The organism is Haloprofundus halophilus (genome assembly GCF_003439925.1).
Taxonomy (GTDB): Archaea; Halobacteriota; Halobacteria; order Halobacteriales; family Haloferacaceae; genus Haloprofundus; species Haloprofundus halophilus.
Map to the genome: position 1 here is coordinate 596,670 of NZ_QQRR01000002.1, position 14,371 is coordinate 611,040.

Genomic DNA, 14,371 nt, shown 5'->3' on the forward strand with positions numbered 1-14,371 from the left:
TCGCGGTCAGTTGTTCCCGCCGAGGCTGCGAGTCGCCGCCGACACCTGCGCCATCAGTTCGTCGGGCGTCGACGCCGACAGCGCCGTCTCGCCGACGAGTACGGCCGCCGTGCCGCGTTCGAGGTCGCGGTCGGCGACGAGAGCGCCGGCGTCCGGGACGACGACTTTCTCGTGGTCGGCGACGCGGAGCGCCGCGCGGTGGAGGTCGCTCCCGGGGTCGTCGGCGACGGCGACGACGAGGGGGTCACCGACGAGCCGCGCGGCCACCGCGCCGTAGTCGGCCGCTTGCACGCCGATCCGGTCGGCGGCTCCGGCGAACGCCTCGACTGTCTCGCGGGCGACCTCCCGGTAGCGGTCGTCGTCGGCCAAAACCGCGAGGTCGCAGAGCGCCCCGGCCATCTCGACGTTGTCGTCCAGCGGCCGGAACGGCCGGTCGAGGAGACCCGGCCCCTCCTTCGGCCCGTCGAGGAACGACCCGTCGTCGTGGAGCTCGGCTATCGCCCTGTCGGCGACGCGTTCGGCGACGTCGAGGCCCGCTCCGAGCACCTGCTGTGCGCGGGTGAACGCGGCGACGACGCGGGCGTGGTCGCCGAGCAGGAGTCGTTCCCCCACGTCGTCGCCCGCGCGGTAGTGCGTCACCGCCCCGTCGTCGTCGACGAGGTCGGTTTCGAGGAAGTCGAGGATGCGCTCGGCGTACCCTCTCGCGCTCTCGTCGTCGGTGTAGCCAGCGTAGGTGAGCATCGCCTCGGCGGCCAGCGCGTTGCCGCCCGCGAACGCGGTGAGGTCGACGCGCGGCTGGGTGGTCTCGCCTCGCTCGTCGGCCGACAGCGCGTAGTAGTCGCGCCCGGCCGCCGGGCCGACGCTCCCGCCGACGGCGACGCCGGTCCAGAGGTCGTCGGTGAGAAAGTCGATGGTCCGCTTCGCGGGGCGACGGTAGGCGTCGTCGCCGGTGTAGAGGTAGGCGTTGGCGAACGCGCGGACGAGCGCCGCGTTCGTGTCCAGCAGTTTCTCGTGGTGGACGCCGCTCCAGTCGCGGCCGCTCGCGTAGCGGAAGAACCCCCCGGCAACGTCGTCGAACAGGTGGTCGCGGACCGCGTCGAGGGTCCGAAGCGCCTGACCCCGCTCGCGCTTCAGCGCGAACTCGACGGTGCGCGGGAGCGGGAACTTCGCGTCGTCGCCCCACCCGGCGTGGACCTCGTCGTACTTCTCGCCGAGCTGTCCCGCGATGTACGCCTCGACGGCCGGCGAGAGTTCGCCGACCGGCGTGGGGTCGTCGGCGAGCGCACGCGGGACGCGCCCGGCGTCGCCGCCGCGGTCGGCCCACGTCTCGCGGACGCTGTCGAGCACCTGTCGCATCCCGTCGGGGCCGAGATAGCCCGCCCCCGAGATGATCGCCCCGGAGGGCGTCGCGAACACCGTCGAGGGGAACCCGCCCGCGTTGTACCGTTCGCGGACGCGCGGCTGGCGGTCGACGTCGACGCGGACCGGAACGAAGTCGTCGTTGACGTTCGCGGCGATACGCGGTTCGGCGTACGTCTCGACGTCCATCTCGTGACAGCCGGCGCACCACGTCGCCGACAGCGACAGCAACAGCGGTTGCTCGGCTTCGGCCGCCTCGGCGAACGCGGCCGGTCCCCACTCGCGCCACTCGACGCGGGTCTCGTCGTCCATACACGCCCTCGGTGAGCGTCGGGGGTAAGCGCTTCGAGGTCGTCGAGGCTACGTGTTCGCGCGCTGCAACTGCGCCGCGGTCCGGATCCGAACGTCGACGGGTTTCTTGACGAACTCGCCGGTCGAACGGGCGACGACGTGGTCGACGCCGCGCTGTGCGGCGACGTCGAGCAGGCGCTGGTCGAGTTCGCCGTCGACGACGACCGCGTACGGCACCAGGTCGGCGTCGACGAGCGCGTCGAACGCCGTCGACTGCTCGCCTTCCGTCAGCAGGTCCAGGTCGGCGTCGAGCAGTCGAACGAGACCGCTCGACTCGTCGATGACCTCGACGACGTGTTCTCTGAGGCTCTTCGGTTCCGGCGGGAGCGACGACTGCGAGGCGTCTGCGCTCGCCTCCGCCCCGTCTCCGGCGTCGCTGTCGAGCTCCGTGTCGACGCTGCCGGCACCGCCCTCTTCGCCGTTGGTCGTCTCGTCGCGCCTCGGTTCGGTGCCGTCGGCGGGGTCCTCGGCGGTCGGTTCGTCGGCCGTCTCCCCTACAGCGGGGGAGGGAGTCGCCGGAGCGTCAGTCGCTTCCGGCGACTCCGTTCGAGGGTCCGACGGCGGCTCCGGGGCGGGCGTCGAACTGCCGTCGGTCGCCGCGACGGTCGACCGAACGTCGTTGTCGCCGGCGACGGCGTCGTACGGAACCTTGTCGCGCAGCGCCGACATCACCTCGTGGCGCGCGAGGTCCTCGACGGAGCGGCCCGGCGGCGCGAAGGCGACGTAGTCGACGTTGCCGACCTGCGCCAGTTCGCGGAGGATGAGTTCGCCGCCGCGGTCACCGTCGAGAAAGGCGGTGACGGTCCGGTTTTCGGTCAGTTCGGCGACGCTGTCGGGGACGTTCGTCCCCTCGACCGCGACGCCGTTTTTGATGCCGTATCGGAGCAGCGTCAGGATGTCCGCGCGCCCCTCGACGACCACGATGGCGTCGGAGTCGGCGACGCGCGGACCCGCGGGCAAGCCGTGGTACTCCGTGATATCCTCGACGCGGACGCTCTCGCGCACCTCTTCGAGAATCTCGCGGCTCGTCATCACGCTGTCGTCGAACGCCTCCGAGAGCAGTTCCTTCGCCCGGTCGACGACCTCGCGCCGCTTGGCGCTCCGCACGTCTTCGATGTCGACGACCTCCGCGTGCGCCTGACACGGGCCGACGCGCGTGATACTCTCTAGCGCGGCCGCGAGAATCGCCGTCTCTACCTTGTCGAGACTGCTGGCGATGGTTATCCGCCCGAACGACTGCCCGTTCTCGCTGTCGATTTCGACGTCTATCCGTCCGATCTTCGAACCTTGCTGGAGGTCGCGGAGGTCCAGGTCGTCGCCGAGGAGGCCTTCGGTCTGCCCGAAGACCGCTCCGACCACGTCGCTTCGTTCGACCACCCCGTCGGCGGTTACCGAAGCGTGAATGAGATATTTCGCAGTGTCTTCCATAATTGAATCACCGGTGATTGATGTTGATGTGAAACGTGGACGGTCCGTCCATCCACACCCCCGTATATAAGTTTCGCAGGAGGGATATACCTGTCGCACTCCCCGCCTCGCTCGGACTCCACTCGGTGGAAGCCGACCGTAGAGGCATTTCGACGATATTAAGAAAAATTCTCTTCAAAGACGTAAATCGAAGCCAGTTTAGTAGAATTTATCACCGAGTAGCCGTTTATCGTCATACGTGACCCGACAGAAAGCCGATTACCTCTGGGTGGTGGTGTTCGCAGTGCTCGTCGTCTTCGCCGTGCCGTGGTTCCTCTGGGGGGACAGCCGCGTCGTCGCCGGGTTGCCGCTGTGGCTCTGGTGGCACGTCGGTTGGATGGGCGTCGCGAGCGTCGCGTTCTACGCGTTCACCCGCGGCGCGTGGGACCGCGGCATGGGGGTGACCCGTGGTTAGTTCGCTCGCGGTCCAACTGGGCGTCATCGGCGCGTACCTCGTCGTCGCACTCGCGGTCGGACTGGTCGCGTACCGACTCACCGACCGCGCGGCGGAGGACTACTACCTCGCCAGTCGCTCGCTCGGCACCGTCGTCCTCCTCTTTACGACGTTCGCGACGCTGCTCTCGGCCTTCACGTTCTTCGGCGGCCCGAACCTCGCGTACGCGGCGGGCCCCGAGTGGATTCTCGTGATGGGGTTGATGGACGGCATCCTCTTCGCCATCCTCTGGTACGTGCTGGGCTACAAGCAGTGGCTCGTCGGACGCGCCCGCGGCTACGTGACGCTCGGAGAGATGCTCGGCGACCGCTTCGGGTCGACCGGACTCCGGGCGCTGGTCGCCGGCATCAGCCTCTTCTGGCTGTTCCCATACATCATGCTCCAGCAGATGGGCGCGGGCGAGGCCATCGTCGGCCTCACGGGGGGCGCGATACCGTACTGGGCGGGCGCGGCGCTCATCACCGTCTTCATGGTAGTGTACGTCGCCGCCGCCGGGCTCCGCGGCGTCGCGTGGACCGACACGGTGCAGGGCATCTTCATGCTCGGCATCGTCTGGGTCGCCGTCGGCTGGGTGCTCGTCGCCGTCGACGGCCCGGCGACCGCCTACGCCGGGTTCGACGCGGACGAACTCGCGCTCGGCGGTGGCCTCTACACGCCGCAGTACATCGTCTCGACGGCGGTCACCATCGCCTTCGGCGTGGCGATGTTCCCGCAGATCAACCAGCGGTTCTTCGTCGCCAAATCCGGCCGCGTGCTGAAGCGGTCGTTCGCGCTGTGGCCGATTCTGGTCGTGCTCCTCTTCGTGCCGGCGTTCATGCTCGGCACCTGGGCGGCGGGGCTCGGCGTCGAGGTGCCCGAGGGCGCGAACGTCATCCCCGTGCTGCTCAACCAGTACACGCCCGTCTGGTTCGCCGCGCTCGTCGTCGCGGGCGCGATGGCGGCGATGATGTCCTCCTCGGATTCGATGCTGCTCTCGGGGTCGTCGTACCTCACGCGCGACCTCTACCGACCGCTCGTCGACCCGGACGCCAGCGAGGCGAAGGAGGGGTGGGTCGCCCGCGTCGGCGTCGCCGTCTTCGCCGTCGGCACGTTCGTCGCCAGTCTGTTCCGGCCGGGGTCGCTCATCGACGTCGGCGACCTCGCGTTCAGCGGGTTCGCCCAACTCGCGCTTCCCGTGCTGGTTTCTCTGTACTGGGCGAAGACGACCCGAGACGGGATGTACGCCGGCGTTCTCGGGAGTCAGGCGTTCTACGTGCTCCACTCGCTCGGTCCGCTCCCGGCGACATACTTCGGGTGGGACGCCGCGCTGTACGGGATGGTTCTGGGTCTCGCGCTCACTGTCGGCGTCTCCGCGGTCACCTCGCCAGCACCCGACGAGAAGCGGGCGACGTTCACCGACGGACTGAGCGCGGACTGAGCGAGTCCTCTCCCCGTTCGGCCTCGAACGCCTCCGAAGCATACAATTTCTGCCGCTCCTAAGCCGAGGTATGAACGACCCCGGGCTCCAGTCACTCGTGGACCAGTCGACGCTCCGAAGCCGCATTGGCCGCGGTGACCTCCCCGACTGGGCCGTCTCGCACTACGAGACGTTCCGGAAGACGATGCTCGACGACCGGGACGACGAGCCGTTCCCGTGTTACTTCGGCATCGAGTCCGAGCGACAGGGCGACGCTCTCTACACGTTCGTCCCCTCGACGACGCATCCCGACGCCCTCCTCCGGTTCCGGGATACGCTGCTCGAGTACGTCGAGGAGTTCGAGGGATTCTCCGAGCGCGCCTCGCTCGTCGCGTTCTTCAAACCGCCCGGAGAAGAGCTCACCGAGGCGGAGTACCACGAACAGCTCTGGCACGTTCTGCAGTTTCTGCACGTCCACGACCCCGAGCCGTGGCCCGAGGCGATTCCGACCGACCCCGACGACCCCCACTGGGAGTTCTCCTTCGGCGGCGAACCGATGTTCCCGACGACGCGTGCCCCCTTTTACGAGAGGCGGATGAGTCGCTACTGCCCGCTCGGCCTCGAAATCACCTTCCAACCCCGGAAGGTATTCGCGGGCATCACCGCCGACACCGAGGCCGGCCAACAGGCCCGCGAAGTCATCAAACGGCGTATCGAGGCGTACGACGGTGTCTGCCCGCACGCCGACATCGGCGACTGGGGCGTCGACGGCGACCGCGAGTGGCACCAGTACATGCTCTCGGCGGACCCCGATCAAGCGCCTGACGAGTGCCCGATGACCGTCAGTCGCACCCACCCGAAGGTCGACCCCGAACTGCTGAAACCGAGGGTGAAAGCGTGACGCCGGCGGCCGAGTTCTCGCTGCCCGAAGACGCGGTTTTGCTCCTCGTCGACCTTCAGACGGGGTTCGACGACCCGGCGTGGGGCGATCGAAACAACCCCGACGCCGAGTCGTACGCGGCGGACCTGCTCTCGGCGTGGCGCGAACGCGGAATGCCCGTCGTCCACGTCCGCCACCGGTCGAAGGAGGACGACTCGCCGCTTCGCCCGGACCGACCCGGGTTCGCGTACCAGGCCGAGACCGCACCCGGAGCGGGAGAACAGACGTTCGAGAAGACGGTCAACAGCGCGTTCGTCGGCACCGACTTGGAGAACTGGCTCCGCGAGCGCGAGTACGACACCATCGTCGTCGTCGGCCTCACGACCGACCACTGCGTCTCGACGACGACACGGATGGCCGAGAACCTCGGCTTCTCGCCCGTCCTCGTCTCGGACGCGACGGCGACGTTCGACCGCGAAGGCCCGGACGGCGAGTACTACGACGCCGAGGAGATGCACCGAACCGCGCTGGCGCACCTTCACGGCGAGTTCGCCCGAATCGTCGACACCGACGAACTGCTGGCCTCGCTCGACTGAGAACTCCGGCCGCCTCCCGAACCGCATCCGTTTAACCGCCGTCCGTCCAACTGAGAGCCATGCAGACGCACATCGTGCCGGTCGGCTTCGACTACGACCGGCTCATCGCGCCCCTCATCCGGGACCAGTTAGACGTCGACCGGGTGATTCTCCTCGAGGGCGCGGTCGGCAGCGAGGCCAACGTCGAGTACTCGCGACGGCTCTCGGGGAAACTCGAAAAGGACTTCCAGAACCTGCTCGGCGCGACGACCGAACGCCTCGTTCTCGCGGACGTCTACGACTACGACGCCGCCTTCGAGCAGGCGTACGACCTCATCAACGCCGAACTGGACCGCGGAATCGACGGCGGCGACGGCGGCGACGCAGTCACCGCCGACGGACCCGACAACTCCGCCGGCTCCGACCCCGGCGAGGTGTGGGTGAACGTCAGCGCGATGCCGCGTCCCGTCTCCTTCGCGTTCGCCACCGCCGCCCACTCCATCATGGTCGAGCGGCAGGACGACAGAGAGCGCATCCACACCTACTACACCGCCCCCGAGAAGTATCTGGAGACGGAGTTGGCGGAGGAGCTCCGCGCCAACCGGGAACTGCTCTCGGACCTGCTCGCGGACGGAGGCGTCGACGAGGACCGTCTCCGCGAGCGCCTCGACGCCGCGTCGGAACTGCTGTCGGAGTTCGACGAGCGCGGAACGACTATCGGCGCGAAGCGCATCGGCGAGCGCCACATCGTCGAACTGCCGGTGGCGTCGTTCTCGAACGTCAAGCCGTTCGAGGAGCTCATCCTCTTCACGCTCGGCGAACACGGCGTCTTCGAGTCCGTCTCCGAACTCGCCGAGACGCTGGCGGGCGAACTCGACGAGGAGTACACCGACAGTTTCCGCTCGAAAGTCATCTACAACGTCGACCGCCTCGGCCCCGGCGGGAAGGGGTACATCGAGCGCGACGAGCGCGGGAAATCCCACCGGACGCGGCTCTCGCGCATCGGCGAACTGTGGGTTCGCGCTCACACCGGCGAGGAGTCCGGCGCCGAACCGTAGCTACGGCTCCTCGACCGTCCCGAACCCGCGTGCCGGTTCGACGCCGTCGAGCGGACTCGTCGGAGCCGCCGCCGGCACCTCCGGGTCGTTGTACTCGCCGGGGGCGACGTCGTTCGGGCCGTCCGGGTAGAACAGCGAGGCGAGTTGCTGAATCTGCGGGCGGCCGACATCCAACTCGAACTGGCCGCCGCCGTACAACGAGATGTCGCGCTCCTCGGCGTATTCGATGGTTTCGAGCAAGGATTCGAGGGTGCCGAACCGCGAGGGCTTGACGTTGAGCCACCGCGGTTCGAACGGGAGCGACTCGACGCTCTCGACGCCGGTTATCGGCGCGTCCCACGAGAGCCGACCCGTCTCTCTTCCGAGCATCGCCTCCGTCTCGCCGGTGACGGCCGGGTCCTCGACGACGGCGTCGGGAAAGCCCGAGAAGACGCGCTCGTACAGGTCGGGGTCGGCGTCCTGGTCGACGGTCGTCCCGCTGTAGTACCCCTTCAGGTCGAGGATTCGCACCGCGTCGGTCTCGGCGAGGTCGGAGACGAGTTCGTCGCCCCAGTCGCTCGTCGGGTCGAGTTTGAACTCCGAGTCGGGATAGGCCGCGAGCAGTTCGTCGACCCGTCGGCTGCTCGGCCCCGCCTCGCCGTCGAGGCGCGTACTCACGACGAACCGGACCGGGTCGTACTCCCGGTCCAGCGCCTCGCCGAGCGTCGTCCCCGCTTGTTTGAGCGCGAGGTCCAACGCGGCGCTCTCGACGGCCCACCGCCGGTAGTGGTCGCCCGTCTCGCGTTCGGGAGGCTTCGTCGGGAAGAGGTCGACGTCGTCGAGCATCGCCGAGAACTCCGAGAGCGTGTACTCGCCCGTGAAATCGAACGGCGGTGCGTCCGCGAGCGCGTCGTGGTCTTCGGCGTCGTACGTCACGTCCTCGCCGCGTCCCGTCTCGCCGTCGCCGAGCAGCGCGAACACGGTGGTCGCGCGGGTGAACCCGCTGGACGTCGCCCGTTCGCGCCGGGACCGGGAGGTGTCGGAGACGATGAGCGGGAGGTCCGCGAGTCGGTCGTAGAGCGTCATGGCGACAGTTGGGTCGCCGCTCGGTTAACTCTGTGGCGCGCTATCGTCGGCTACCGACCGCCCAGCGCGCCGACCTCGAACTTCTTGATTCGGGTCGACAGCGCGAGGAACGTCGCGGTGAGCGTCAGCGTCACCGCGCCCGCCGCGGCGAGCTGGAGCGCCGTCACGTCGCCGTAGACGGCGGTGAAGTCTGCGAACGGGAGATTCGTATGATGGGGGTCGCCGACGACGGGGACGAAGTAATCCACGACGTCGTTGAAGCCGTACCAGAGCGCGGCGACGGCGACGGCACCGACCGGAAAGTCCGAGTATCGGTGGACGAGAAACGCCTGGACGACCATCGCGAGGTGGCTGAAGAACAGAAAGAGGTACATCGGAACCGCGGTGTACGCGAGGAAGCCGTCGGCGAAGACGACGAGCGTGAACGGCGTCCAGAATCCGAGCTTCCAGCAGCCGAAGAAGGCGAGCGCGTTCAGATACTCGTTGGTGCGGCCGACTTTCCACAGCGCGAGCGACAGCGCGATGAACAGCGTCGCCACCGGGCTGTCGGGGACGAACGGCCACATCACGACCGGCGTCTCCGCGAACTGGAAACGGTAGTACCAGAACCCGAACGCCGTTCCGACGAGGTTGACGGCGACGACGAGCCACGCGAGGTTCAGACCGAAGTTCTCCAACCACCGGGGGAGGGGGGCGAGCCAGCGCGGAAGCCCCTCCGACGACGGGAGTCCGTCGCCGCCGAACAGTTCGCGGGCGTCGCGCGCGAGAGACATGTCCGTGGGTTAGATGGAGTCGTCAAAGGCGTAGCGGTCTCCCGCCGGGCCGACGGGAACTCCTTCGCTCGTTCTCACCGCCGCAAACCACCTCGTCCTGGACCGCCAACTGAGAAGTAGATTCACGAATGCGTGAACTCCGCAATCTGAAAGGATTCCATCCGGACGACCTCACCCGGCGCCAACGACTCGTTCTCGGCTACGGAGTCGGCCTCGTCTCGGTCATAGTCGTGTTTACGCTCCTGTACTACTGGGGGATGCGGACGCTCGAAGGTCGCCCGCGTTCCATCTTTCAGGCGCTCAACACAGTCATCGAGACGATGACGACGACCGGCTACGGCGCGGACTCCCCGTGGGAAACCCCGGCGATGAACGTCTTCGTCGCCGCGATGCAGGTCACCGGCGTCGTCATCGGCTTCGTCACGCTGCGGGTGCTCGTCATCCCGCTGTTCGAGCGAGCGCCGCTGAACCTCGACGACCGACTCTCGGTCAAGAGGGACCACGTGGTCGTCGCCGAGTACCAGCGCGACACCGAGGTACTGTTGGACGAACTCGAAGAACTCGACGTCGACTACGTGCTCGTCGAGTCAGATCAGGAGGAAGCGAAACGGCTCTCCGACGACGGCTACCAGGCGATACACGGCGACCCCGAGGACCGCGAAGACCTCGAACGCGCCACCATCGAGGAGGCGTCGATGCTCATCACCGACGCCGGAAACCGCACCGCCAGCATCGTCTTGACTGCGCTCGAGGCGAACGAGGACCTCCGGGTGATAAGCTTCACCGACTCGACGCGTCGCAAGGCCGCGTTCGCCGAGATCGGCGTCGACCGCAGCGTCGCGCCGCACGCGCTCATCGGCCGACGGCTGGCCGAGAAGGCGACGACGCCCGTCACCGTCGACAGCGGCGTCGGCGACACGTCGGTGACGATTCGGGAGGTGCTCGTCCGCCGCGGCAGTTCGCTTCACGGCGTCCGGATACGCGACTCGCCGCTCGCCACCCATCCGGACCTCACGCTGGTCGCGGGATGGTTCGACGGCGAACTGCGCGTCTCACCGTCGGCCGACGCTCGACTGACCGCTAACACCGTGCTCGTCGTCGCCGGCCCCGAGGGGACGCTCGACGAGGTGGCGAGCGAAGTCGCCGGCATCCGAACGCCGCAGGACTCCGCACGCGAGCGGGTCGTGGTCGCGGGACTCGGCGAGGGCGGTACCGCCGCCGTCGAGGCGCTGCCCGAGCAGGTCTCGGTGACGACCGTCGACGAATCGCCGGACGCCGACCCCGACGTCGTCGGCGACGTGACCGAACCGCAGACGCTCCGCGAAGCCGACGTCGACGACGCCTCGGCGCTCATCGTCACCGTGAACGACGACGCCGACGCGCTCCTGACCACCGCGATGGCTCGCGCGCTGGCCCCGGACGTCGAGATACTCGTTCGGGTGACGGACACCGAGAAGACGGGGCCGGCGTTCAGGGCCGGAGCCGACTACGTGCTCTCGATTCAACAGCTCTGCGCCAGGCTCGTGGCGGCGGAGGTCCACGGCGAACGGGTGATGGACCCCGTCGGCCAGATTCGGCTCGTCCGGGCGGACGCGTCGGCGTTCGCGGGCGAGTCGCTGCGGGACGCCCGCCGCGACGCGGACCGGGAGTGGACGGTGGTGGCCGTCGCTCGCAACGGCGGCGTTCACACCGCCGAAGAGACGGTCGTCGAGTCGGGCGACGAGATGTTCGTCGCCGGGAGCGACGAGGCCATACAGGAGTTCGAGCGAACGGTCGACACGGGGTGACGCGGTCGGCGGTCGACGCGACCCTACGGCGCGCTCGCGGCGCTTTTCGCCGGAAGGACACCGATAAGTGAGCCCACTCCTACGTCCGCGTATGGCCGAGGAGACAGACCTCAACGAACTCAAGCGCGGCACCGACCTCGTCAAGCGAGGCTTCGCACAGATGCAGAAAGGCGGCGTCATCATGGACGTCGTCACGCGCGAACAGGCCCGTATCGCCGAGGACGCCGGTGCCGTCGCCGTGATGGCGCTCGAAGCGGTCCCGGCCGACATCCGAAAGCGCGGCGGCGTCGCGCGGATGCCCGACCCGGCGAACGTCACCGAGATAATCGACGAGGTCTCCATCCCGGTGATGGGGAAGGCCCGCATCGGCCACCACACCGAGGCGCAGATTCTCGAGGCGCTCGGCGTCGACATGATAGACGAGTCCGAGGTGCTGACGCCCGCCGACGACGAGTACCACATCGACAAGCGCGAGTTCACCTCGCCGTTCGTCTGCGGCGCACGCAACCTCGGGGAGGCGCTCCGCCGCATCGACGAGGGCGCGGCGATGATTCGAACGAAGGGCGAGGCCGGCACTGGCGACGTCAACCAGGCCGTCCAGCACCAGCGCACCATCAAGGGCTCCATCCGCGAACTCGTCGGCAAGAACTTCGAGGAGCGCGAGAAGTGGGCCCGCGAGCACGAAGCGCCCGCGGACCTCGTCCACGAGACCGCGGAGATGGGGCGCCTTCCCGTCGTCAACTTCGCCGCCGGCGGCATCGCCACCCCCGCGGACGCGGCGCTGATGATGCACCACGGCTGCGACGGTATCTTCGTCGGGTCCGGTATCTTCGGCGCGGAGAACCCCGAAGCGATGGGCGAAGCCATCGTCGAGGCTGTCAACAACTGGGACGACCCGGAACGCCTCGCCGACATCTCGACCGACGTCGGCCGCGGGATGAAGGGCCAGTCGAACAGCGAGATGGCCGACGAGGAGAAACTGCAGGGTCGCGGCGTCTGAGCGTCAATCTGAGGATATCGGCGAAGACAGCGCCGGCGACGCTCAGTCGTCGCCGAGGCTCACGGTCACGGGGCCGTCGAACGACAGCAGCACTTCTTGGGTCGCGTCGCCGAACAGCGCTTTCCCCGTCGGCGAGCGTCGCCGCCCCGCCAGAAAGAGGTGGTCGCAGTCGAGTTCGTCGGCGATGCCGAGGATTCGGTCCGCGCGGCGGCCGACCGCACCGACCGTCTCGTACTCGATGGCGATACCGTCGAGCGCCTCGCTCGCGACGTTCTCGGCGAGGGCCTCGGCGTCACTACGGGCGTCGCTGAGCGAGTACGCCGACCCCGGCGCACCGGCGTCGACGGTCGACTGGCGCGTGTCGTCGTACGCCGACTGGGCGGTGACCGCCAGCAGCACGAGTTCGGCGTCGACGCCGGCGGCGAGTTCACCGGCCTCGCGGACGAGTCGTTTCGAGCGCTCGGAGTCGGTGACGGCGACGAGTGCACGTTTCATTAATCGTGAATTACGGGAGCTGCACAAAAACGTTCCGGCGGGAGAGACGGTTCCGCGCCTCGCTCCGTGACCCGCGAGCCCCGACCCACGCGACCCCGTCAGAGCACCGTCGCGCCGCGACCGATTTCGGTCTGGTACGCCCGGGCGTCGACGCCCGCATCGCCGAACGACTCGACCATCGCGGCGGCGACGCGCCTGCGTTCGTCGCGGCGACAGACGGCGAGAACCGACGGGCCCGCGCCGCTGACGGTGACCCCCGTCGCGCCCGCTCGGAGCGCGGCGTCGCGCACGTCGTCGTAGCCGGTAATGAGCGCCGCGCGGGCGGGTGTGACGACCGGGTCGTCCATCCCGCGGCCGACGAGTTCGGGGTCGCTCCGGCACATCCCGACGGCGAGCGTCGACGCGTTGCCGACCGTCGAGACGAGTTCGTCGAGCGTCGTCGACTCGGGGAGGACGCCGCGGGCGTCGCGCGTCGAGACGGCGATGTCGGGGAGGCAGGCGACCAGCGGGACGTCGGCGTCGACGCTCGTCACGCCGTCGTCGGTGGCGACGGTGAAGCCGCCGAGCAGCGCGGGCGCGACGTTGTCGGCGTGGGCCTCGCCGGAGACGACCGCCTCGCCCTTCGCGGCGACGGAGACGAGCTCCTCGCGGCTGCGACCGCGGTCGTACAGTTCGTTGAGCGCCAGCGCCGCCGCGGCCGCGCTCGCCGCCGACGACCCCAGCCCCGAGGAGGGGCGCACGCCCTTGTCTATCCGTATGTGCGCGGGGGCGTCGAGCGCCTCGGCGACGGCTCCGACCGTGTTCTTCTTCGGGTTCTCGGGGATGTACCGGCTGCCGGTGCCGGTCACGTCGATGGTCGTCTCGGCGGCGCGTTCGACGCGGACGACGTCCGCCGGCCGACCGAGCGCGACGCCGAAAACGTCGAAGCCGCTGCCGAGGTTCGCACTGGTCGCGGGCGCGCGCACGGTTATCATGGCCTGCGGTATCCGGAGTCGAGAGAAAAAGGTGGCGAAGCGCGGAGCACCGGCCGCCCGCTCGCGGTTCGACCGTCGCTCACTCGCTGGCGGTCACGTACAGCATCGGACCGACGACCAACAGCGCGATGCCGAGAAACAGGTAGTGCACCGGCACGAGGTCGGTCGGCGTGAGCGCGAAGACGAGGCCGAACACGATGAAGTTGATTCCCAGAACCCGGCGCGACCCCAGCGGTAGCGCCCCGAGGGTCAACACGACGAAGCCGAGCAGAAGCGCCTGCCCCACGTTGTAATTGAGCAGGAAACTGTCGATGATCTGCAGGAGCATCCTTACCCGTAAGTGACCCGGAACTGGGCATTAAAGTTCCGTTCTACCGCTCGCCGCGCTCGCGCTCCGAGCGCTCGCGTTCGGAGGGGCCGGTGATGTCCAGCGGTCGAATCCAGCCGTACCAGAGCACGAACACCATCGCCCCGTAGCCGACCGCGAAGACGACTCTCCCGACGCCGTTGTAGCCGAGATTGCCCAACACCCATCGGACGACGCCGGTTCCGACGATGCCGGTGAACAGAATCAGTATCAGAAGCAAGTTGTCGTACGTGATGAGTTCGTCGTCGCTGTCGGCCATACCCACGGTTGGGTCTCGGCGCCCCTGAATCACTCGGTTTCGGGGGCGCGTTCCCGACTCGGCCGCTACCCCAACCGCTCCCGTGAGCGCCGGTCGCACGCCACCAGGAAG

General features: G+C 68.4%; 14 protein-coding genes and 1 pseudogene. 7 read left to right on the forward strand and 8 right to left on the reverse strand.

Annotation, left to right across the window (positions count from 1 at the left end; genetic code table 11):
• Window positions 1-6: 6 nt before the first annotated feature.
• Both DV709_RS12655 and dnaG read right to left on the reverse strand, forming a co-directional pair.
• Window positions 7-1,674, reverse strand: a pseudogene (locus DV709_RS12655) (DUF255 domain-containing protein); the annotation flags it as partial.
• A 45-nt stretch (window positions 1,675-1,719) separates the two neighbouring features.
• Window positions 1,720-3,138 carry a DNA primase DnaG gene (gene dnaG, locus DV709_RS12660; RefSeq protein ID WP_117594788.1) on the reverse strand — a complete coding sequence of 473 codons (1,419 nt, stop codon included), beginning with the start codon at window positions 3,136-3,138 and terminating at the stop codon, window positions 1,720-1,722.
• Between the two features lie 238 nt (window positions 3,139-3,376).
• Here dnaG and DV709_RS12665 point away from each other — a divergent pair, with 238 nt between their 5' ends.
• The 5 genes from DV709_RS12665 to DV709_RS12685 all read left to right on the forward strand — a co-directional run bounded on the left by DV709_RS12665 (window position 3,377) and on the right by DV709_RS12685 (window position 7,540).
• Complete coding sequence (locus tag DV709_RS12665) at window positions 3,377-3,592, forward strand: DUF3311 domain-containing protein (RefSeq protein ID WP_117594789.1); 216 nt, start codon at window positions 3,377-3,379, stop codon at window positions 3,590-3,592.
• Window positions 3,585-5,048: a sodium:solute symporter family protein gene (locus DV709_RS12670; protein WP_117594790.1), complete on the forward strand. Its 1,464-nt coding sequence runs from the start codon at window positions 3,585-3,587 to the stop codon at window positions 5,046-5,048. Before DV709_RS12665 ends, DV709_RS12670 begins: the two co-directional genes overlap by 8 nt.
• A gap of 70 nt (window positions 5,049-5,118) precedes the next feature.
• Window positions 5,119-5,928: a YqcI/YcgG family protein gene (locus tag DV709_RS12675; protein WP_117594791.1), complete on the forward strand. Its 810-nt coding sequence runs from the start codon at window positions 5,119-5,121 to the stop codon at window positions 5,926-5,928.
• On the forward strand, window positions 5,925-6,503 hold the full coding sequence (locus DV709_RS12680; protein ID WP_198665719.1) for a cysteine hydrolase family protein: 579 nt from the start codon (window positions 5,925-5,927) through the stop codon (window positions 6,501-6,503). The genes DV709_RS12675 and DV709_RS12680 overlap by 4 nt, the downstream gene beginning before the upstream one ends.
• A gap of 59 nt (window positions 6,504-6,562) precedes the next feature.
• Window positions 6,563-7,540 (forward strand): HFX_2341 family transcriptional regulator, encoded by a 978-nt coding sequence (locus DV709_RS12685; RefSeq protein WP_117594792.1) that lies wholly within the window; start codon window positions 6,563-6,565, stop codon window positions 7,538-7,540.
• Here the strand turns inward: DV709_RS12685 and DV709_RS12690 are convergent, their stop codons facing one another.
• Together DV709_RS12690 and DV709_RS12695 are read right to left on the reverse strand one after the other, a co-directional pair.
• Entirely contained in the window at window positions 7,541-8,605 is a 1,065-nt protein-coding gene (locus tag DV709_RS12690; protein WP_117594793.1) for a hypothetical protein, read from the reverse strand. It abuts the gene before it with no gap.
• Between the two features lie 50 nt (window positions 8,606-8,655).
• On the reverse strand, window positions 8,656-9,378 hold the full coding sequence (locus DV709_RS12695) for a DUF1405 domain-containing protein (RefSeq protein WP_117594794.1): 723 nt from the start codon (window positions 9,376-9,378) through the stop codon (window positions 8,656-8,658).
• Between the two features lie 128 nt (window positions 9,379-9,506).
• On the opposite strand from DV709_RS12695, the gene DV709_RS12700 reads away from it, so the two are divergent.
• Together DV709_RS12700 and pdxS are read left to right on the forward strand one after the other, a co-directional pair.
• The gene (locus tag DV709_RS12700) at window positions 9,507-11,165 is read left to right on the forward strand and encodes a potassium channel family protein (RefSeq protein WP_117594795.1); all 1,659 of its coding nucleotides are present in this window, start codon (window positions 9,507-9,509) and stop codon (window positions 11,163-11,165) included.
• A gap of 91 nt (window positions 11,166-11,256) precedes the next feature.
• Entirely contained in the window at window positions 11,257-12,165 is a 909-nt protein-coding gene (pdxS, locus tag DV709_RS12705; RefSeq protein WP_117594796.1) for a pyridoxal 5'-phosphate synthase lyase subunit PdxS, read from the forward strand.
• 42 nt (window positions 12,166-12,207) lie between these two features.
• Here the strand turns inward: pdxS and DV709_RS12710 are convergent, their stop codons facing one another.
• From DV709_RS12710 to DV709_RS12725, 4 genes are all read right to left on the reverse strand, one after another.
• Window positions 12,208-12,660 carry a universal stress protein gene (locus DV709_RS12710; RefSeq protein WP_117594797.1) on the reverse strand — a complete coding sequence of 151 codons (453 nt, stop codon included), beginning with the start codon at window positions 12,658-12,660 and terminating at the stop codon, window positions 12,208-12,210.
• A 98-nt stretch (window positions 12,661-12,758) separates the two neighbouring features.
• Window positions 12,759-13,634 (reverse strand): homoserine kinase, encoded by an 876-nt coding sequence (locus DV709_RS12715; protein WP_117594798.1) that lies wholly within the window; start codon window positions 13,632-13,634, stop codon window positions 12,759-12,761.
• Between the two features lie 79 nt (window positions 13,635-13,713).
• A complete protein-coding gene (locus tag DV709_RS12720; RefSeq protein WP_117594799.1) occupies window positions 13,714-13,962 on the reverse strand; it encodes a hypothetical protein in 249 nt (82 codons plus the stop codon).
• Window positions 13,963-14,005: 43 nt separating this feature from the next.
• A complete protein-coding gene (locus DV709_RS12725; protein WP_117594800.1) occupies window positions 14,006-14,260 on the reverse strand; it encodes a hypothetical protein in 255 nt (84 codons plus the stop codon).
• Window positions 14,261-14,371 lie beyond the last annotated feature (111 nt).

What these genes read in the sequence shown, in the direction of transcription:
- dnaG (WP_117594788.1), bottom strand. Translation starts at nt 3,138, where the DNA reads ATGGAAGACACTGCGAAATATCTCATTCACGCTTCGGTAACCGCCGAC.
- DV709_RS12675 (WP_117594791.1), top strand. Translation starts at nt 5,119, where the DNA reads ATGAACGACCCCGGGCTCCAGTCACTCGTGGACCAGTCGACGCTCCGA.
- DV709_RS12685 (WP_117594792.1), top strand. Translation starts at nt 6,563, where the DNA reads ATGCAGACGCACATCGTGCCGGTCGGCTTCGACTACGACCGGCTCATC.
- DV709_RS12690 (WP_117594793.1), bottom strand. Translation starts at nt 8,605, where the DNA reads ATGACGCTCTACGACCGACTCGCGGACCTCCCGCTCATCGTCTCCGAC.
- DV709_RS12695 (WP_117594794.1), bottom strand. Translation starts at nt 9,378, where the DNA reads ATGTCTCTCGCGCGCGACGCCCGCGAACTGTTCGGCGGCGACGGACTC.
- DV709_RS12700 (WP_117594795.1), top strand. Translation starts at nt 9,507, where the DNA reads ATGCGTGAACTCCGCAATCTGAAAGGATTCCATCCGGACGACCTCACC.
- pdxS (WP_117594796.1), top strand. Translation starts at nt 11,257, where the DNA reads ATGGCCGAGGAGACAGACCTCAACGAACTCAAGCGCGGCACCGACCTC.
- DV709_RS12710 (WP_117594797.1), bottom strand. Translation starts at nt 12,660, where the DNA reads ATGAAACGTGCACTCGTCGCCGTCACCGACTCCGAGCGCTCGAAACGA.
- DV709_RS12715 (WP_117594798.1), bottom strand. Translation starts at nt 13,634, where the DNA reads ATGATAACCGTGCGCGCGCCCGCGACCAGTGCGAACCTCGGCAGCGGC.
- DV709_RS12720 (WP_117594799.1), bottom strand. Translation starts at nt 13,962, where the DNA reads ATGCTCCTGCAGATCATCGACAGTTTCCTGCTCAATTACAACGTGGGG.
- DV709_RS12725 (WP_117594800.1), bottom strand. Translation starts at nt 14,260, where the DNA reads ATGGCCGACAGCGACGACGAACTCATCACGTACGACAACTTGCTTCTG.